This window comes from Pararhizobium polonicum, from assembly GCF_001687365.1.
In the GTDB taxonomy this organism is placed as follows: domain Bacteria; phylum Pseudomonadota; class Alphaproteobacteria; order Rhizobiales; family Rhizobiaceae; genus Pararhizobium; species Pararhizobium polonicum.
On record NZ_LGLV01000011.1, the window covers coordinates 112,916 to 131,524 of the forward strand.

18 protein-coding genes and 1 tRNA gene are annotated in these 18,609 nt (G+C 60.5%); 14 read left to right on the top strand and 5 right to left on the bottom strand.

Going from position 1 to position 18,609, the window contains the following annotated elements; all coding sequences use genetic code 11:
- Positions 1 to 64: 64 nt before the first annotated feature.
- The 5 genes from serS to ADU59_RS18005 all read left to right on the top strand — a co-directional run bounded on the left by serS (position 65) and on the right by ADU59_RS18005 (position 5,613).
- The gene (serS, locus tag ADU59_RS17985) at positions 65 to 1,348 is read left to right on the top strand and encodes a serine--tRNA ligase (protein WP_068955531.1); all 1,284 of its coding nucleotides are present in this window, start codon (positions 65 to 67) and stop codon (positions 1,346 to 1,348) included.
- A gap of 25 nt (positions 1,349 to 1,373) precedes the next feature.
- On the top strand, positions 1,374 to 2,144 hold the full coding sequence (surE, locus tag ADU59_RS17990; RefSeq protein ID WP_068955532.1) for a 5'/3'-nucleotidase SurE: 771 nt from the start codon (positions 1,374 to 1,376) through the stop codon (positions 2,142 to 2,144).
- Positions 2,141 to 2,794, top strand: a complete 654-nt coding sequence (locus tag ADU59_RS17995) for a protein-L-isoaspartate(D-aspartate) O-methyltransferase (RefSeq protein ID WP_068955533.1) — start codon at positions 2,141 to 2,143, stop codon at positions 2,792 to 2,794. Before surE ends, ADU59_RS17995 begins: the two co-directional genes overlap by 4 nt.
- Before the next feature lie 310 nt (positions 2,795 to 3,104).
- Entirely contained in the window at positions 3,105 to 3,767 is a 663-nt protein-coding gene (locus tag ADU59_RS18000) for a biotin biosynthesis protein BioC (protein WP_068955534.1), read from the top strand.
- A 316-nt stretch (positions 3,768 to 4,083) separates the two neighbouring features.
- Entirely contained in the window at positions 4,084 to 5,613 is a 1,530-nt protein-coding gene (locus ADU59_RS18005; protein WP_068955535.1) for a peptidoglycan DD-metalloendopeptidase family protein, read from the top strand.
- 59 nt (positions 5,614 to 5,672) lie between these two features.
- On the opposite strand, the gene ADU59_RS18010 is transcribed toward ADU59_RS18005, so the two are convergent.
- On the bottom strand, positions 5,673 to 6,545 hold the full coding sequence (locus ADU59_RS18010; RefSeq protein WP_068955536.1) for an ATP-binding protein: 873 nt from the start codon (positions 6,543 to 6,545) through the stop codon (positions 5,673 to 5,675).
- A 245-nt stretch (positions 6,546 to 6,790) separates the two neighbouring features.
- Here ADU59_RS18010 and yajC point away from each other — a divergent pair, with 245 nt between their 5' ends.
- From yajC to ADU59_RS18035, 5 genes are all read left to right on the top strand, one after another.
- Positions 6,791 to 7,126 carry a preprotein translocase subunit YajC gene (yajC, locus tag ADU59_RS18015; RefSeq protein ID WP_068955537.1) on the top strand — a complete coding sequence of 112 codons (336 nt, stop codon included), beginning with the start codon at positions 6,791 to 6,793 and terminating at the stop codon, positions 7,124 to 7,126.
- Between the two features lie 59 nt (positions 7,127 to 7,185).
- Positions 7,186 to 9,747 (top strand): protein translocase subunit SecDF, encoded by a 2,562-nt coding sequence (gene secDF, locus ADU59_RS18020; protein WP_068955538.1) that lies wholly within the window; start codon positions 7,186 to 7,188, stop codon positions 9,745 to 9,747.
- Entirely contained in the window at positions 9,748 to 10,134 is a 387-nt protein-coding gene (locus tag ADU59_RS18025) for an Mth938-like domain-containing protein (protein ID WP_068955539.1), read from the top strand.
- A gap of 9 nt (positions 10,135 to 10,143) precedes the next feature.
- Positions 10,144 to 11,013, top strand: a complete 870-nt coding sequence (locus ADU59_RS18030; protein WP_068955540.1) for a phytoene/squalene synthase family protein — start codon at positions 10,144 to 10,146, stop codon at positions 11,011 to 11,013.
- A gap of 129 nt (positions 11,014 to 11,142) precedes the next feature.
- Complete coding sequence (locus ADU59_RS18035) at positions 11,143 to 11,589, top strand: hypothetical protein (protein WP_068955541.1); 447 nt, start codon at positions 11,143 to 11,145, stop codon at positions 11,587 to 11,589.
- Here ADU59_RS18035 and trmFO read toward each other — a convergent pair.
- The 4 genes from trmFO to ADU59_RS30295 all read right to left on the bottom strand — a co-directional run bounded on the left by trmFO (position 11,586) and on the right by ADU59_RS30295 (position 14,806).
- The gene (trmFO, locus tag ADU59_RS18040; protein WP_068955542.1) at positions 11,586 to 13,001 is read right to left on the bottom strand and encodes a methylenetetrahydrofolate--tRNA-(uracil(54)-C(5))-methyltransferase (FADH(2)-oxidizing) TrmFO; all 1,416 of its coding nucleotides are present in this window, start codon (positions 12,999 to 13,001) and stop codon (positions 11,586 to 11,588) included. The two genes, ADU59_RS18035 and trmFO, sit on opposite strands and share 4 nt — an antisense overlap.
- Before the next feature lie 145 nt (positions 13,002 to 13,146).
- On the bottom strand, positions 13,147 to 13,290 hold the full coding sequence (locus ADU59_RS18045) for a DUF1127 domain-containing protein (RefSeq protein ID WP_068955543.1): 144 nt from the start codon (positions 13,288 to 13,290) through the stop codon (positions 13,147 to 13,149).
- Positions 13,291 to 13,775: 485 nt separating this feature from the next.
- Entirely contained in the window at positions 13,776 to 13,919 is a 144-nt protein-coding gene (locus ADU59_RS18050) for a DUF1127 domain-containing protein (protein WP_068955544.1), read from the bottom strand.
- A 401-nt stretch (positions 13,920 to 14,320) separates the two neighbouring features.
- Positions 14,321 to 14,806 (bottom strand): hypothetical protein, encoded by a 486-nt coding sequence (locus tag ADU59_RS30295; RefSeq protein ID WP_139093190.1) that lies wholly within the window; start codon positions 14,804 to 14,806, stop codon positions 14,321 to 14,323.
- A gap of 125 nt (positions 14,807 to 14,931) precedes the next feature.
- On the opposite strand from ADU59_RS30295, the gene ADU59_RS18055 reads away from it, so the two are divergent.
- The 4 genes from ADU59_RS18055 (at position 14,932) to tig (ending at position 18,580) form a co-directional block, all read left to right on the top strand.
- Entirely contained in the window at positions 14,932 to 16,044 is a 1,113-nt protein-coding gene (locus ADU59_RS18055) for a DUF2157 domain-containing protein (protein ID WP_068955545.1), read from the top strand.
- The gene (locus tag ADU59_RS18060) at positions 16,041 to 16,658 is read left to right on the top strand and encodes a GDYXXLXY domain-containing protein (protein WP_068955546.1); all 618 of its coding nucleotides are present in this window, start codon (positions 16,041 to 16,043) and stop codon (positions 16,656 to 16,658) included. Before ADU59_RS18055 ends, ADU59_RS18060 begins: the two co-directional genes overlap by 4 nt.
- A 192-nt stretch (positions 16,659 to 16,850) precedes the next feature.
- Positions 16,851 to 16,935 (top strand) — tRNA-Leu (locus tag ADU59_RS18065).
- A 172-nt stretch (positions 16,936 to 17,107) separates the two neighbouring features.
- Positions 17,108 to 18,580: a trigger factor gene (gene tig / locus ADU59_RS18070; RefSeq protein ID WP_068955547.1), complete on the top strand. Its 1,473-nt coding sequence runs from the start codon at positions 17,108 to 17,110 to the stop codon at positions 18,578 to 18,580.
- Positions 18,581 to 18,609 lie beyond the last annotated feature (29 nt).

The window sequence follows — 18,609 nt, forward strand, 5'->3', positions numbered from 1 at the left end:
GCGTATCGGCACGATGTGTTCGGGTTTTCAGTTTTTACCAAGACCGATCAGGACCTGAACGACCATGCTTGATATCAAATGGATTAGGGACAACGCCGAAGCCCTGGACGCCGCGCTTGCCAAGCGCGGCGCAGAGCCCCTGTCGGCCGCACTGATTTCGCTCGATGAAAAGCGCCGGTCCCTCGTACAGGCGCTGCAGGACATGCAGTCGCGCCGCAACTCCGCTTCCAAGGAAATTGGCGCGGCCATGGCGCAGAAGAACAGCGCGCTTGCCGAGACGCTGAAGGCGGAAGTGGCCGAGCTCAAGACCACGATGCCGGCTCTGGAAGAGGAAAACCGCCAGACGGACGCGGCACTTGCCGACGCCTTGCTGAGCCTTCCCAATATTCCGCTGGACGATGTGCCTGTGGGCAGTGACGAACACGGCAATGTGGTCAAGCATGTCCATGGCCAGAAACCCGGCTGGAATCACAAGCCGAAGGAGCATTTCGAAATCGGCGAAGAGCTCGGCTGGCTGGATTTCGAAGGCGCCGCCAAGATCGCCGGTTCGCGTTTCACCATCGTCAAGGGACAGCTGGCCCGTCTCGAGCGGGCGCTGGGGCAGTTCATGCTCGACCTGCACACGACCGAACATGGCTATCTCGAAGTCCAGCCGCCGCTGATGACGCGCGACGAGGCGATGTATGGTACCGGGCAGCTGCCGAAATTCTCCGAGGATCTTTTCAGGACCACGGATGGCCGCTGGCTGATCCCGACTGCCGAAGTGCCGCTGACCAACATGGTGCGCGAGCAGATCCTCGAAGCCGACGTGCTGCCGCTGCGCTTTACCGCGCTGACGCCCTGCTTCCGCTCGGAAGCCGGCTCTGCCGGCCGCGATACCCGCGGTATGCTGCGCCAGCATCAGTTCAACAAGGTCGAACTGGTGTCGATCACGGATGCCGAAAGCTCGATCGACGAACATGAGCGCATGACGGCCTGTGCCGAAGAGGTTCTGAAACGTCTCGGTCTGCACTATCGGGTGATGACGCTCTGCACCGGCGACATGGGTTTCGGTGCCCGCAAGACCTACGACCTCGAAGTCTGGCTGCCGGGACAGGATGCCTATCGTGAAATTTCGTCCTGCTCGGTCTGTGGTGATTTCCAGGCGCGGCGTATGAATGCGCGCTATCGCACCAAGGACGACAAGAGCCTGAAGTTCGTTCATACGCTGAACGGCTCGGGAACCGCCGTTGGCCGTACCTTGATCGCCGTTATCGAAAACTATCTGAATGAAGACGGATCGGTAACCGTACCGGCCGTATTGTTGCCCTATATGGGTGGCCTTACCAAGATCGAAAAGGCCGGATGAGCCGCGTCTGGCGGTAGGGATAGACATGCGTATTCTGCTGACCAATGACGATGGCATCCATGCCGAGGGCCTTGCTGTCCTCGAGCGGATCGCCCGGACGATCTCCGACGATGTCTGGGTGGTTGCGCCGGAAACCGACCAGAGCGGTCTTGCGCACTCGTTGACCCTGTCGGAGCCGCTGCGTTTGCGGCAGATTTCGGAGAAGCACTTCGCCCTGCGCGGCACGCCGACCGATTGCGTCATCATGGCGGTGCGCAAGGTTCTCGATATCAAGCCGGATCTCATTCTTTCCGGTGTCAATGTCGGCGCCAACATGGCCGATGACGTCACCTATTCCGGTACGATCGCCGGTGCCATCGAGGGGACGCTGCAGGGCATCCGTTCCTTTGCCTTGAGCCAGGCCTATCGTCATGCGGATGGCCCGGCCGTTCCCTGGGATGTGGTGGAAACGCATGCGCCAAAACTGCTGAAGAAGCTGATGCAGCTCGACTTGCCGGATGGCACGTTCCTCAATCTGAATTTCCCGAACTGTGCGGCGGATGCCGTCGCCGGTACCGAGGTTACCAGCCAGGGCAAGCTCGACTTCGGCCTGACGATCGACGAGCGCTCCGATGGGCGCGGTCACCCTTACTTCTGGCTGCGTTTCGGCGAGCGCTTTGGCGATTTCCGGGCCGGGACCGATATTCATGCGATCCGCGAGCACAAGATTTCCGTGACGCCGCTGAAGCTCGACCTGACAGACTATGCCGTGCAGGACCGGGTTGCGCGCGCGCTTCTCGACGGAGCCGCCGATTGAGCCCGCGCGTCATCGAGCAGGAGGGGTTCGCCGCATTGGTGCTGCGCCTGCGGGCCGAGGGGATTTCCGACAAGGATCTGCTCAATGCCGTCGAGCAGACGCCGCGGACGATCTTTGCGCCGCCGCAGTATCAGGAGAATGCCTATTCCTCCCGTCTCGTTCCGCTGGATTGCGGTGCGTTCATGGAGGGCTTCGATTTCGCCGTCCGGCTGCTTCACAGCCTCAACGTCAAGCCGGGGCAGCGCGTTCTTGAGGTCGGAACCGGCAGCGGCTTTACCGCCGGCGTGATGGGGCGGATCGCCGAACGCGTGCTGACGATCGAGCGTTACAAGACGCTGGTGGCTGGTGCGCAGCGCAATCTGGAAAAGGCCGGCATCCGCAACGTGATTGTCCGCCATGCGGATGGCAGCATCGGCCCGGCGGGTGAGGGGACGTTCGACCGCATTCTGGTCACGACCGCCTTCTCGAGCCTGCCGCGGGTCTTTTCCGATCATCTCGTGTCGGGCGGCATTCTCATCGTGCCGATCATGATGAGCGAAACCGAATGCCGGATCGTCCGGCTGACACGGACAGGCAGCCGGTTCGACCGCGAGGACCTGTTCGAGGCGCCGTACCTGCCGTTCGTGCCGCAGATGGCCTCCTTTCTCTGATATTTGCCGGTCGTCCGTTGGCCGTTTTTGCGGCTTTCCCGGAGCGGTATCCGTGAAGGCATTGCAATGGACTGCTGATTCCGTGATTTTTTTGCTGCGACGCAGCAATGCGAAGATGCGGTTTCCTGGCGGTACGGGGATATAGCGTAGCGAAAACAGCGCGTTAATTTTTCATTAACCACGGTCAGCCTCGCGCAAGTTTCGAGGCATAACCGGGATCTGCGCACAAAAGTCATACTTGTGAGCTGACCTCTGATTTCAGGCGTGTGTGTCAGTTCCAATCCAGGCGTCAAGACGCAGGAGACGGCAGATGCAGATTGCGAACAGATTGGCCTCGGCGTCTTCCGGAGACGGACTGAGCAACCTTGCCGGCCGCGCCGCGGCGCAGGGAACGTCCGGCAATCGGGAAGATGGAAATGCGATCGTATCGCTGACCGGCGGCTACGATCCGGCCTCGCGCGTGTCGCTCTCGGCGGAGGCCCTGCTGTTTCTCGGCCGCACCAAGCGCATCCAGGAAAAATATCCGGCCTTGACCAAGGATGAGTGGAGCAACGAGCTGTCGCCGCAGCTTGCCGCCCGCGAGTACCAGGCTTTCGGCAAATACAGCGAGACTGGCGACCACAAGGCCTATTATCGCGCCTTCATCGAGTATTACGACAATCTGCGTCCGGAGGACCAGAACAGCCTTCGCTATTTCGGCACACGCGACGCGGCAATCGCCGGTTTGCGCTCGACGGAATACAGCGCCGAAAGCGGAATCGATGGCGGCTCGACGTTCCAGACGCTCGTTAGCGTGCTGCTGGATGCGGATAAGCCGCAAGCCGCCGACCCGGCGATTTCAACGCAGAGTGCCGCCGGCATGATCACCGGCGATATGTTCGGCTGGGATACCGGTACGATCAGTTACGAGGATGTATCGCAGACACGTGGCGCTCTCTCGGAGATCGAGAAGTTTTATCAGGAAAGCTTCTGAGGATTCTATTCCTCAATCCCCTCACCGATTTTTCACAGGCCGTGTAAAAACCACAAACATGCGGCCTCATGAGCTGCATCGGCGCAGATGCGGGCAAGGCGGAACGTGGCCGCCGGCATCGGGAGTTGGCGTTTGGCTGGGGGCACCTTCTGCTCCGCCCCGCTTGGATAATTGCCGATCGTTTCGGCTCCGGCCACAGATCATGGTTATCAATTCATCAAAAAACATGCGTGCCGGTAGCGGTTTTAACCGCGCGGTAACTCTAATGCGTTTTAATCATCCTACACCGAGTTGTGTTCCAAGTGGGTAAAGCGTCATGCGTATTAGAGTTTCGTCGAGTGTGGGAAAGTCCGTCGTTCGCCTGCTTGCGGCGGTGTTGCTGGCAAGCGTGGCGACAGGTTGCAGCTCCGATGTGAGCCGCTTCGGTGGGCTCTTCTCCAAGTCCGATAACCTCACCACCAGCTCGATCGCGCCCAGCAATGTCCCTGTTCCGCGCGGCGATGTACAGGGGGGCGGCATGGCGGCCATGCCTGCGATGGCAGCCGACAACCGCGAGCAGGTGGTCAGTCAGCCATTCCCCGATCCGGTGAATACGGCGACGACACCGCTCTCCCGTGCCCGTGAAGCCTCGACTCCTATCAATGTTCAGCGCGTCGCACTCGCCGATCCGGCTTCGAAGGTCCGCGATACCTCGCTTGCCCAGCCATTGCCGACTGTTCGCGAAACGGCTAAGGCAGCACAGACGCTCAAGGCCGATCCGGTAACGACAGCCACCACCAAGGGCGGCTGGTCCACAGCGAACGCACCTGCGGTCCTGCTGCGTCAGGGCGATTCGGTTGCGACGCTTTCCAAGCGTTTCGGTGTTCCGGAAAAGGAAATTCTGAAGGCCAATGGCCTGAAGTCGTCGTCCGACGCCGAGCCCGGCCAGCGCATCCTCATCCCGACCTTCGGCGTTGCAGGAAGTGCCGCCAAGGCTGCAGCATCCGATGCTGCGGCGAGCCTTGATGTCGACAAGCAGAAGAATATCCCGCTGCAGCCGGACAATCGTGACGTGGCCATCCTGCCGGGGCAGGCGCAATCGCGTGAAAAGGGTGTCAACCGCACCGATATGGCCGCCGGTAAGCAGCCCGTATCAGGCGACGGCAATGGTCAGGACGGTACCTATACCGTCAAGGCGGGTGATTCCCTGAACCGGATCGCCAAGGCGAACGGCGTGTCGGTCGAAGCGCTGCGCAAGGCCAATGGCATGGAGACTGCGGCGATCCGTATCGGCCAGACCCTGAAGCTTCCGGGTGCCAGCGCATCAACGCCGGACAAGCTGGTGACGGCCTCGGTTCCCGCCAAGAGCGAGGTGAAAACCGCCAAGGCCGATACCAAGCCAACCGAATATACGCCGCCGGTCGCCAAGCAGTCGGTTACGGAAGTCGCCTCCAGGGACGATTCATCCGAGGCGTCGCCGAAGGCAACGGGCATCAGCAAGTATCGCTGGCCGGTTCGTGGCGCGGTCATCGCCGGATATGGTGCCAATGTCGAAGGCAACCGCAACGACGGCATCAATATCTCGGTTCCGGAAGGCACCCCGATCAAGGCGGCCGAAAACGGTGTGGTCATCTATTCCGGCAGCAGCCTCAAGGAACTCGGCAATGCCGTCCTGGTGCGCCATGACGATGGTACGGTCACGGTCTATGGCAACGCTTCGGAACTGAAGGTGCAGCGCGGCCAGAAGATCCAGCGCGGCCAGACGCTGGCATCGTCGGGCATGAGCGGCACGGCAACGCAACCGCAGGTGCACTTCGAGGTGCGCAAGAACGCTACGGCCGTCAATCCGACCACATTCCTCGAGTAGTCGATCCGGCCTCAGCCTATTCTCATAAAAAAAGCCCCGCGTTGGGGCTTTTTTTATGTTCAGACGAGATCGATCTTCGTCTGCGAGCGGCCGGCGAGGTCCTGGATGAACTGCCAGGCGACGCGGCCGGAGCGGGCGCCGCGGGTTGTACTCCATTCCAGCGCATCGGCATGGAGTTGCACGGGATCGGCCGCCAGCCCGAAATGAGCGGCATAGCTGTCGATCATCGCCAGATAGTCATCCTGGCTGCACTTGTAGAAACCGAGCCAGAGCCCGAAACGATCGGACAGTGAAACCTTCTCCTCGACCGCTTCGGACGGATTGATCGCTGTGGATTGCTCGTTTTCCATCATGTGACGCGGCAGCAGATGCCGGCGGTTGGATGTCGCGTAGAGCAGCACGTTCGCCGGCCGGCCTTCTATGCCGCCGTCGAGAACGGCCTTGAGTGACTTGTAGGACGTATCGTCATGATCGAAGGACAGGTCATCGCAGAAGACGATGACCGGTACTGGCGCGGTTTTCAGGATTTCCATCAGAGTCGGCAGCGTGGCGATGTCCTCGCGGTGGACTTCGACCAGTTTCAGGCGGATGCCTGCGTGTTCGGCCACACTGGCGTGAACCGCCTTGACCAGCGATGACTTGCCCATGCCCCGTGCGCCCCAGAGAAGCACGTTGTTTGCCGGAAAGCCCTGCGCAAAGCGCAGCGTGTTGTCGAAGAGGATATCGCGCACATGATCGACGCTGCGGATCAGCTTGAGTTCGACGCGGTTCGGCTTGGTAACCGGCTGCAGATGCAGGCGCTGGGGAGACCAGACGAAACATTCCGCCGCGTTCCAATCGTTGACGGCCGGCGCCGGCCCCGCGATCCGTTCGATGGCTGCCGACAGCTTGCGCATTTCGGCGATCAGAAGGTCGATTTTGGTATCCTGCATCTAAGAGCTTCCCGAAAGATGGCGACAGGTTTCGGCTGAGAGGCCGAACTGTCCGGTAGCACGGCTGATCTAACGGTAAAAGCCGCGAAATCGATGAGAAAGAGCTTCTCCTTGGGCCGATTTCATGTATGAGGCTGAAGACAGAGGCCGGGGGGCGGTTGTTGCATTCATATCAGCCTTTCCTATATTCCGGCGATCCGAAACGCGGGCAGCCTGTCCGCCAAATTGCATTCAAGGAGTGATTGATGTTCATTACCGAGGCATTCGCCCAGACGGCACCCGGCGCAGGTGCCGGTGGCGCTGATATTCTGATGTCGATCCTGCCGTTCCTGCTGATCTTCGTCGTGATGTACTTCCTGATCATCCGTCCGCAGCGCGCCAACATGAAGCGCCGCGAGGAACTGCTGAAGAACATTCGCCGCGGCGATCAGGTCGTCACCGGTGGCGGCATCCTCGGCAAGGTGACGAAGGTCATCGACGATAGCGAACTCGAAGTCGAAATTGCTGACGGCGTGAAGATTCGTGTGGTACGCAGTGGTGTATCCGAAGTCCGTGTGAAGGGCGAACCCGTCAAGGAATAGTCTTGCGGGGAGGCCGGGATACACTGGTCACCTTGTAACGACATATCTTTGAGAGCTTCATGCCATATCTTTCCCGCTGGAAAACCATCATCGTCTGGCTCGTCGTGCTTCTCAGCATCGTGGTGGCCTTGCCGAATGCGGTTCCCAACAGCGTGCTGGATGGTTTGCCGGACTGGGCTCCAAAGAAGCAGTTGATGCTTGGCCTCGATCTTCAGGGCGGATCCCAGATCACGCTGAAGATCGAGCGGGACGATGTGGTCAAGGCCCGTCTCGAGGCCGTCATCGATGCAGTCGGCTCGCGGTTGCGTGCAGCCGCCATCGGCTATTCAGGCCTGTCCGGCACCGGGCAGGCCATTCAGCTTCGTCTTCGTGATCCCGCGCAAACCGATGCTGCGCGCGCGGCATTGAAACCACTGACCGAACCGGTCAAGGCGGGCGGGCTGACGAAAGATGCCGTCAGCGAAGTGACCATCACTAGTTCACCCGATGGTGTCTTGAACCTTGACGTCACGAACGATGGTATCGACCATCGCATTTCGACCACGCTCGACACAGCGATCACCGTGTTACACCAACGGCTGACCGAACTCGGTTCCCTGCAGCCGAAAATCCGCAGGCAGGGTGCCGACCGGATCGTCGTTCAGATCCCCGGCCGCTACGATCCCGAACAGGTCAAATATATCCTCAGCCAGGCGGGTGCGCTGTCGTTTCGAAGCATCGACATGTCGATGGCCGTGCAGGATGCGGTCAACGGCCAGCCGCCGGTCAATTCGGAGGTTCTCTATTCGGCCGACGATCCGCCGATCGGCTATCTCGTCCGCCGGCAGCCGATCATCGCCAACAGCGACATCGTCGACGCCCAAGCGGCCATCAATGCCCAATCGGGCAATCCTGTCGTCAATCTGCGGCTGGGGCCGGAGGGAACCGCACGGTTTGCGCAGGCGACAGCCGACAATGCCGGTGCGACGGTTGCGATCGTTCTCGACGGGTCGGTGATTGCGACGCCGCTGGTGCGCAAGGCAATCACCGACGGCACCGTGCAGCTGGTCGCGGAGATGAGCCCGGAAGGGGCTGACGATCTGGCGCTGCTCTTGCGCGCCGGCGCCTTGCCGACGCCGCTGACCGTTGTCGAGGAGCGATCGATCGGCGCCGGGCGCGGCGCGGATTCGATTCACTCCATTGTGACGGCCGGTGCCATCGGCGCCGTTCTCGTCATCCTGTTCATGGTGGGATTCTACGGACTTTTCGGCGCAGTCGCGAGCCTTGCGGTTGCGCTCAACGTCGTCATGATCATCGCTGTGCTGTCGGCCACGGGGCTGCCGCTGACCTTGCCGGGGATTGCCGGGATCGTGCTGACGATCGGCATGGCGGTCGATTCCAATGTTCTGATCTATGAGCGTATCCGCGAAGAGGTGCGGCATGGCCGGTCTGTGTCGGATGCGATGAAATATGGTTTCTCACGGGCCTTCGCCGCCATCGTCGATGCCAACATCACCACGCTGATCGCCGCCATCATCCTGCTGTTCCTTGGGACCGGTTCGGTTCGCGGTTTTGCCGTAACGCTTGCCATCGGTATCGTCACCACGCTCTTTACCGCTTTCACCCTGACGCGGGTGATGCTGGAGATCTGGGTCGATCGCCGCCGGCCGACGGCGCTGCCGGACGGTATCCGCACCGGTATCTTCGATGGTGCCGCGTTCCGCTTCATGGCGATCCGCAACTATGTCTTTTCGCTGACGGCGATCCTGTCCGTCCTCAGCATGCTGCTGTTCGGTGCGCTCGGGATCAATCTCGGCATCGATTTTTCCGGCGGTTCGGTGATCGAGCTGAAAGCCCGCGAGGGCAATGCCGATATCGAGGATATTCGCGGGCGGCTGTATGAGCTCAATATCGGCGATGTCACGGTAAAGCCGTTCGGTTCGCCGCAGGATGTCGTGGTACGCGTGCATTCGCGCGATGGCGGTGAGAATGCCGAGCAGACATCGGTGATCATGATCCGCGGCGAGCTCGAGGATGCCTATGAATTCCGCCGCGTCGAAGTCGTCGGGCCGTCCGTCTCCGGTGATCTCACGACGGCGGCAACCATTGGCGTGCTCGCCTCGCTGCTGGCGATCCTGATCTATATCTGGGTCCGGTTCGAATGGCAGTTCGCTGCAGGTGCCATCGTCGCCACGCTGCATGACGTGCTGTTGACCATCGGCCTCTTCGTCGTCACCGGCATGGAGTTCAACCTGACGAGCATCGCAGCACTTCTGACCATCGTCGGCTATTCGCTGAACGACACGGTGGTGGTCTATGACCGGGTTCGCGAAAATCTCAGGCGCTATCCGCGCATGCCATTGCCGATCCTGATCGACACCTCGATCAATCAGACCCTGTCGCGAACGGTCCTGACCGGCGCGACGACCACGCTGGCGCTGGCAGCGCTTTGCTTCTTCGGCGGCGAGGCCATCCAGGCATTTGCCTTCGTGATGCTGTTCGGCGTCGCCGTCGGCACGTTCTCCTCCATTTACGTCGCAGGCCCCGTCCTCATCCTCTTCAAGCTGCGGCACGGTGCGCCGGGCGGCGATGCGGAAAAGACCGGTGGAGCCGAGATGCACCCGGCCAAGGGAGCGCAGTAGATGCGTAAGCCGATAGAAATCCGGCAGGCGCATTTCCCGGGCCGGGCGCCGATCGACAGCTATGGCAACGGCGGCTTCCGTTTTGCCGAGATGTCGCATCGCGGTTCGCTGCTGATGCTGCCGTCCGGCATCTACGGCTGGGACATGGTGGAAGGCGATCCATTGACCGCGGACTATTTCCAGCGGGTCTTCGAAGAAGCGGCAGCGATCGAGGTGATCCTTGTCGGAACGGGCAAGGACATAAGGCCGTTGCCGGCCGCGCTGAAGGCGAAGTTCAAGGAACACGCGATTTCATCCGATCCGATGAGCACCGGCGCTGCCATTCGCACCTACAACATCATGCTTGCAGAATCCCGCGCCGTGGCTGCAGCCCTTATTGCCGTCTGAACGATGAACATGCCAGAAAATTCGACTGCCGCCCCCAAGTCGGTCTACGACGCCTGCCTGCCGGCTTTGCGGGATAGCGATCGTGATCGTTATCTCGCCTGCCTGCTGTCGCCACAGGACAAGCGCGGACCGCTGTCGGCGCTCTATGCCTTTCACGCCGAAATCGCTCGAATACGCGATCTGGTGCGTGAACCGCTGCCCGGCGAAATCCGTCTGCAGTGGTGGCGCGATGTGCTTGCTGATCCAGGCGGCGCAAGCGGTGAGGGCCATCCGCTGGCGGAAGCGCTGCTTGCCTGCATCAGACGTCATGAACTGCCGGTTTCGGTGCTTGAGGACATGATCGACGCCCGCATCTTCGATCTCTACGATGATCCGATGGAGAACCGGTCCTCGCTGGAAGGCTATGCGGGCGAGACGGCATCGGCGCTCATCCAGCTCGCCAGTCTCATTCTCGATCCCGCCCATGCGCCGCAATCGGCGTCAGCCGCCGGTCATGCGGGCGTCGCCCAGACGATTGCCGGTCTGCTGCTGCTGCTGCCGCTGCATCGCCGGCGCGGGCAGGTCTATTTTCCGGCGGAGCTTCTGGCTGCGACCGGGCTGGACCGGGATGCCTTTCTGTCCGGCAAGGACGAGCAGGCCGTCACCCTGGCGATCCGGGCATTCGCCGGTCTTGGCCGCGACCATCTGGCCAAGGCACGCGCGGCATCCGATGCGATCTCTCCAATGAACCGCTCCGCCTTCACCACGCTGGCGCTGGCGGAGCCGGTCTTCGACCGTGCCGAGCGGGCGGGCTCGAAACTCTTCGACCAGTCGATCGTTCCGTCGCAATGGCGCCGGCAGTGGTGGATGTGGAAAGCCGCCCGCAGCGGCCGATGGTAAAACGCCCGAAGCAATGGTTGCCGGGCAGCGACCACGATTTCCCAAACGGCGGCACATTGGCGCAAGGTTCGCCTTTTAAGATTGCGCCCGTGTTATCGTCGCATACGGCGCAAAAGAGGAGTCGGCGTCATGGTCTGGCCGGTCGTCATCATCTGCATTCTGCTTGCAGCTGTTTTCTACGTGCGGATGAAGGCGCGTGCCGACAAGGACAGGCGGGAGCCGGATGCCGGTCTGGCAATCCTCGATTTCGGCCGCGCCTTTCCCGAGGAGGCCATCAGGGCCATTCACGCGACGGTCGATGAGAAAGCCTATTTCGTCCGCCTTCACGACGGCAAGGTCGGGTTCATGGCGGCACACGGCAATCATTTCATCTGCCACCTGATCGCGGCGGGCAAGGTCAGTGTCGATGTGAGCCATGCGCGGAGCGGGCAGGGCCTCAAGGTGCATTTCGCCGATTTCTCGCATCTCGACGGCGTCTACGCGTTTGCGAGCCCCGAGATCGCAGCCGAGGTTTCCCTCTGGCTGCTCGACAGCTTCAATCCGCACTCGGATGCTAAGGCCGTCCCGGCGGGTTAACTGTGAGCTTTCAGCCAGGCTGCACAATCTTCCAGCGCGCGCGCGGCGACGAGCTGTTTCTTCATCACCGTCTTGTCCTTGCCCCGGAAGCGCTTGATGCCTTCGGGCTTGACGATGGCGCCGGGTTCCAGCAGCGGAAACAGGCCGAAGTTGATGTTCATCGGCTGAAACGAGCGTTTGCCGGGTTCATCGTCCGAGACGATATGGCCGCCGGTGATATGATTGAGCAGCGAGCCGAAGGCCGTGGTTTCCGGCGGTAGTGGCAGCGGCTGGCCCTTCCGCTCCGCGGCTGCGAAACGGCCGGCCAGAAGGCCGATGCTGGCGCTTTCGACATAGCCTTCGCAGCCGGTGATCTGGCCGGCGAAACGCAAGCCCGGCCGCGATTTCAGCGTCAGCGAGGTGTCAAGCAGCACCGGTGAATGGATATAGGTATTGCGGTGCAGGCCGCCGAGGCGAGCGAACTCGGCTTTTTCAAGCCCGGGAATCATCCGGATGACTTCCGCCTGTGCGCCGTATTTCAGCTTCGTCTGGAACCCAACCATGTTGTAGAGCGTGCCGAGCGCATTGTCCTGGCGCAACTGCACCACCGCATAGGCCTTGACGGTCGGATTGTGAGCGTTGGTGAGGCCCATCGGTTTCATCGGGCCGTGACGCAGGGTTTCACGGCCGCGCTCTGCCATGACCTCAATCGGCAGGCAGCCGTCGAAATAGGGCGTGCCTTCCCACTCCTTGAAGCCGGTCTTGTCGCCGGCGATCAGCGCATCGACGAAGGCGTTGTACTGCGCCTCATCCATCGGGCAGTTGATATAGTCCTTGCCGGTTCCGCCCGGCCCGACCTTGTCGTAGCGTGACTGGAACCAGCAGATATCCATATCGATGCTCTCGGTATGAATGATCGGGGCGATGGCGTCGAAAAAGGCCAGCGCATCGGCGCCGGTTTCGGCCTGGATAGCGCTTGCCAGTGATGGCGCCGTCAGCGGCCCGGTGGCGATGATCGCGAGATCCCACTCCTTCGGCGGCAGGCCGGACACTTCCTCGCGCACGACGGTGATCAGCGGGTGGCTGTCGATCGATGCCGTCACGGCGTCGGAGAAGCCGTCGCGGTCGACCGCGAGTGCGCCACCGGCCGGAACCTGGTTCTTGTCGGCGCAGGACATGATCAGCGAACCGGCCAGCCGCATCTCGGCATGCAGCACGCCAACGGCGTTGCTGGTGGCGTCATCGGAGCGGAAGGAGTTGGAGCAGACCAGTTCGGCAAGGCCGTCGGTCTTGTGGGCATCCGTGCCGCGCACGCCGCGCATTTCGTGAAGAATGACGGGGATGCCCGATTCGGCGATTTGCCAGGCGGCTTCAGAGCCGGCAAGGCCACCGCCGATGACGTGGATGGGAGCGTGGGAAGATTTGTCTGTCATGCGCCGTTTATTAGAGCAAGGCGGGCAGGAAGGAAACCGGTTCCGTGCGGGTGATCGCTTGCAGGAGCCCGGAATCAAAAACGGCACCCCGTGGTGCCGTTTTTAGTCCCTCGACATTCCCGGTCCGGTCAACGGACTGGTCCGATTAACGGAAGGAACGCGAAGCGATGTTGCGGATGTCGAAGCGGGTGATGCCGATGTCCGAAAGGGCGTGGTTGGACAGGTTGCCGAGTTCGGCAACGGTACGGCGATAGTTGATCCAGCTTTTTGCGATACGAATCGGGTTCATGATCTTTTCCTCAGGAAACAAATGAGCAGTGCAGCGATTTGCCTGCTTCGTTGGGATCTTTATAGGCCTTGCGCGGGAAAAGATGGAGTGCAAAGAAAATGCATCTGCTATGCGTTTGTGCAATGCGATGATGCTTCTCTGGGCATTAGGCTGTCTTGATGAAAAAGAAGCCATAGGTTAACGGCCCGTCGGGAGCCGGCCTGTTTGTGTTAACTCTTTGTTTTTCAGAAAAGTTTTTGCGAGGATCGTTGTGCCTGCTGATTGCTTGGCCTGCCGCAGGTTAGCTGCGATTTCCCTGCGGGGAAAATAGGCAATTCTACGGTGCTGCGCTGCTTCGCCGAGGAGGCGGGCCGGGCCGGAGGCGACCAGTGAAGGTTCGCTTGTTTACTGCGCCACGGGGTGGACGAAAAAAACGCCCGCCGGAATGAACCGGAGGGCGTTTGGCAGCTGCGCATCAGGCCGGATAAGCCGGCCGGTTGCGTGAATTACTTGACTGCCTGACGGGCAACGTACTGGATATCGCCACGGCCGATGCCGAGGTCGTTCAGTTCGCGGTCGCTCATGCGGCCGAGTTCGTTGCAGGTCTGACGGTACTTGCGCCAATTGTTGAACGAGCGAGCGATGTTCATGATGCTGGTCCTTTCTAGGGTTTGCCAGCACCGTTTGCTGGCCCTCATCTGATGGTGCGAATATACGTCGCGCGCCTTTGAAATTACAGAGACAATGCTGCATCGCACCCATGCGTTTCTTGCATTCCTCAGGGCTGCCTTGGTCGTGGTTTGACCAAATTCTGTGCGAGCGCGCGAATGCTAAAGAAGGGGATGCTGATTATTGGGAGGTGGTGCGAACAAAAAACAACGCCCGTCAGGGGAGGAGGTCCGACGGGCGTTGCTTGTTCTGATTGGCAACTGGGAGGAGGAGTGTTGCCAATCCCATCGAGGCGCGCTGGGAGGAGGAGTGCGCTGCCCCGAAGTTGTCCTCAAGATAAATCCATCGATCGGAAATGGGTAGAGCCAATGAGGAATGGCACCTATGTGGACGGTGCATGGCTGGCCCATTCCGGCGGCACCCAGATGGTTAAAATTTCACCATTTGCCCGGGTGAGGTGCAAAAAATCGCGAAAATACAATGATTTTCGGGTGTTCTGAAACAAATAACGCCCGCTGGGGGAGGAGGTCCAGCGGGCGTCATTTATGGTGACAGGCAACTGGGAGGAGGAGTGTTGCCCGTCGGATCGGAGTGGCGCTGGGAGGAGGAGTGCGCCACTGCGAATTCTATGATGCGAACCTTTCGGTTCGCTGACCTTTTCCGCGTCTTGCGCGGAAGCGGCTGGTCTTGCCGCTGACGGCCCCGATCGCTTGCGCCGATCTCGTTCCGTCTTCTTGAATTCAATATAGCTCTGCGGCCGGAATTTGTGCAGTGCAATATCATCATGGATGATATGCAGATTTCGCATGAGCCCCGCCGGTGGAGACGTGTCTTTGTCGAGACGACAGATTTGCACGAAACTCTTCATATCCCGTTAACGATGATCCTGTTCTGGGCGCACCCCGGATTTGCGTCGTCTCGTCTTGCTTGTCTAGGAATTATCGAGGCACATGATATGTGTTGCGCAACACACGCATGCAGGGAGATCGGTCGATGTACCGGGGGCGGATCGAGAAAGACTTCAATACATGGGTTTCCAAGGGCATGCTCGATGCCGGAGCGGCAAAGGCGATGCTGGCGGAGTATGACGCCCGCGAATCCGTCTTCAGTACGGGCAGGGTTCTGCTGATATTGGCGGCGGTGCTGCTGTCGGCGGCCATTCTTCTTCTCGTTGCTGCCAATTGGGAAGCCATTCCCCGCCTGGTGCGCGTCGGCGGCATCCTGGGCCTGATCTGGGCGTTTTACCTGCTGGCCGCGTTCTGCCTCGGACGCGGCGTCAAGGGATTGGGCGCCGCATTGCTCGTTCTGGCGACCATGACCTTCGGTGGCGCCATCGCGCTGGTCGGGCAGATGTACCATCTGTCGGGGGATGCGGCCGATGCGCTGCTGGTCTGGTTCGCCGCATCCTGCGTGGCGGCGATCGTCTTCCGGTCTGCGGCGCTGTCAGTGCTTTGCGGTTTCCTGGCGTGGGCCGTTTTCGGCCAGCTGGTGGTCGATAACGATGCCTCGCTGGATGGCAATGGCTACATCTATTTGATCCCGCTCCTGGTCGTCGTCGTGATTGCCCTGGTGCGGTATACCAATGCCGGCATTGCCCGGCATCTGGGCTATCTGCTCGCTTTGGCGTGGCTTGCATGGTTCTATACGGAGCTGCCGGAAGTCTGGGTCGCAGCCGCTCTGTTCGGCGCCGGTCTGCTGGCATTCCTGATTGCCAGCCTTCCCGTCTCGCCGCTTTACCGTTTTGCCCGCGACGCCGGGGCGGCACCTTCCTTCTATAGCTTCGCGCTCGCTATCCTGGGGCTGGCGGCGCTACATGCCGAAACGAGCGGTTTCGCTCAGGAGACGGTACTCGGCGCAACGACACTGGCCGTCGCTCTCGGCGGGATCGCCATCGCCGGCCGGTTGAACGGCGCCGTCCGCTTTCTCGGTTACGCGGTGTTTGCGGCCGAAACCCTCTACCTGGCATTCGAGACGCTGGGCAGCATGCTCGGCACATCCGGATTCTTCCTGATTTCCGGTTTGGTCGTCGGCCTGATCGCCTGGCTGGTCATTCGTGTTGAAAAGCGCCTCTCGGCGCAAACCGTCGCTGAAGGGAGCGTGGCATGAACAAAAATCTGCTGATCCGGCCTTTGTTCGCCGCCATTCTGGTCGCCGTGCTGCAGACCGCCTTCCTCGGCTATATGATCGAAAGCCGTGCCTCGATCCTGCGCAACGGCGTCGATGTCGTGCTGAAGACCGTACCGGTCGATCCCCGCGATCTCCTGCGTGGCGACTACGTCATCCTCGCATACGACATTTCGACGATTCCCGGCGAAAGGGTGAAGGGGAAACGGCCCGATACCTCCGGCACGCATGAACTTTGGGTCCGGCTTGAGAAAACGTCCACCGAATATTGGGATGCGGCGGAGGCATCGTTCGAGCCGCTGGCGCCGCAAGCGGACAGCGTGATCGTCCATGGTAAAATCGGCTATCAGGCTTTGGCTTCATTGTTCGATGCCGCCGGGGCATTGTTGAATCCAGAGGACACTGTGACACCATTGACCAATATCGAGTACGGCATAGAGCGATATTATGTGCCGGAAGGTGAGGGGAAGGTGCTGGAGGAGGCGCGCAATGCCAGTGCGCTGTCCGTAACCGCAAGGGTCGATGATGCCGGCACGATGCAGATCCGGTTGATCGCCATCGACGGGAAACCGCTCTATGAAGAGCCGCTTTACTGACCGGTTGAAGCATTGCTTGCCGGGCAAGTGACAAGAACACGACGGTTGCCGCATTTTTCCTTTGATCGATTGGAAACGGGTGATATAGAGACGCCGCGCTCGGGAACGCCCTGAACCCGGTGCGGAAGGATGACAGGCGTTACGCCGTGATGTTTCTGCATCGACGTGAGCAGGCGCTGCGGTTTTCTGAACGCGGGTATGGTGAAATTGGTAGACACGCCAGATTTAGGTTCTGGTGCCGCAAGGCGTGGGAGTTCAAGTCTCTCTACCCGCACCAGAATGAAGAGACGCCCAAGGCTTGCCTTGGCGTCGATCGAGAGGACGGCGCCATTTTGCTTGCAAAACGGTGACTGATTTGCGTAAAGCCACTCCCGGCAAATGGATCGGCTCAAGTGCTCGTGTACAAGAACACCGACAGAGCCCTGTCAACGTGAAATGAAGGTTTGAACATGCAGGTTATCGAAACGCTCGCTGAAGGGCTGAAGCGCGAACTCAAGGTCGTTATCCCGGCCAAAGACATGGAAGCTCGGATGAACGAGCGCCTGGCCGAAACCAAGGACAAGGTCCGCATCAACGGCTTCCGTCCGGGCAAGGTGCCTTTCGCACATCTGAAGAAGATGTACGGCAAGTCGATCATGGCTGAACTCGTCAACGAACTGGTCCGCGAAAAGCCGACCGAAATCCTGTCGGAGCGCGGCGAAAAGTCTGCGACCCAGCCGGAAATCGCGATGACCGAGAACGAGGCCGAAGCCGACAAGATCCTCAGCGCCGAAGCCGATTTTGAATTCACGGTCGCTTACGAAATCATCCCGGCGATCGAACTCAAGGACGTCAGCGGCATCAAGGTGACCCGCGAAGTCGTCGATATCGACGAAGCCGAAGTTACCGAGCAGATCCTCAAGATCGCTGAAAACGCCCGCACCTACGAGACCAAGAAGGGCAAGGCCGCCAACGGCGACCGCGTCACCATCGACTATCTCGGCAAGGTTGACGGCGAAGCCTTCGACGGCGGCAAGGACGAAGACGCTGAGCTGGTTCTCGGCTCCAACCGTTTCATCCCGGGCTTTGAAGAGCAGCTCGTCGGCCTCAAGGCTGGCGACGAAAAGGTCATCACCGTTACGTTCCCGGCTGAATATCCGGCTGCCAACCTCGCCGGCAAGGAAGCCACCTTCGACATCACCGTCAAGGATGTTGCCGCTGCCGCCGAAATCGAAATCAACGACGACCTCGCCACCAAGCTCGGCCTCGAATCGGCCGACAAGCTGAAGGAAGTCGTTCGCGGCCAGATCGAAAGCCAGTACGGCTCGATGACCCGCCAGAAGGTCAAGCGTCAGATCCTCGACCAGCTGGACGAACTCTACCAGTTCGACACGCCACAGCGCCTCGTCGATGCCGAATTCGATAACATCTGGCGCCAGATCAACACCGACCTCGAGCAGGCCGGCAAGACCTTCGCTGACGAAGACACGACGGAAGAAGACGCCCGCGGCGAATACCGCAAGCTGGCTGAACGCCGCGTCCGCCTCGGCCTCGTTCTCTCGGAAATCGGCGAAAAGGCCGGCGTTACGGTGAGCGACGACGAAATGCAGCGCTCGCTGTTCGAACAGCTGCGCCAGTTCCCGGGCCAGGAAAAGCAGATCATCGACTACTTCCAGAAGACCCCGGGTGCCGCCGCTTCGCTGCGCGCGCCGATCTTCGAAGAAAAGGTCGTCGATCACCTGCTGTCTGAAGTGAAGGTCACCGACAAGACCGTCAGCAAGGAAGAATTGCTGGCCGACGACGAGGACGGCGCTTCGGAAACGAAGAAGGCTCCGAAGAAGAAGGCTGCTGCCAAGGCTGAAGCCGCCGAAGGCGAAGAAGCCGCAGCACCGAAGAAGAAGGCTCCGGCCAAGAAGAAGGCCGCTGACGACAGCGCCGAATAAGGCCTGCGTTTTTCGCAAGGTTGTGAAAA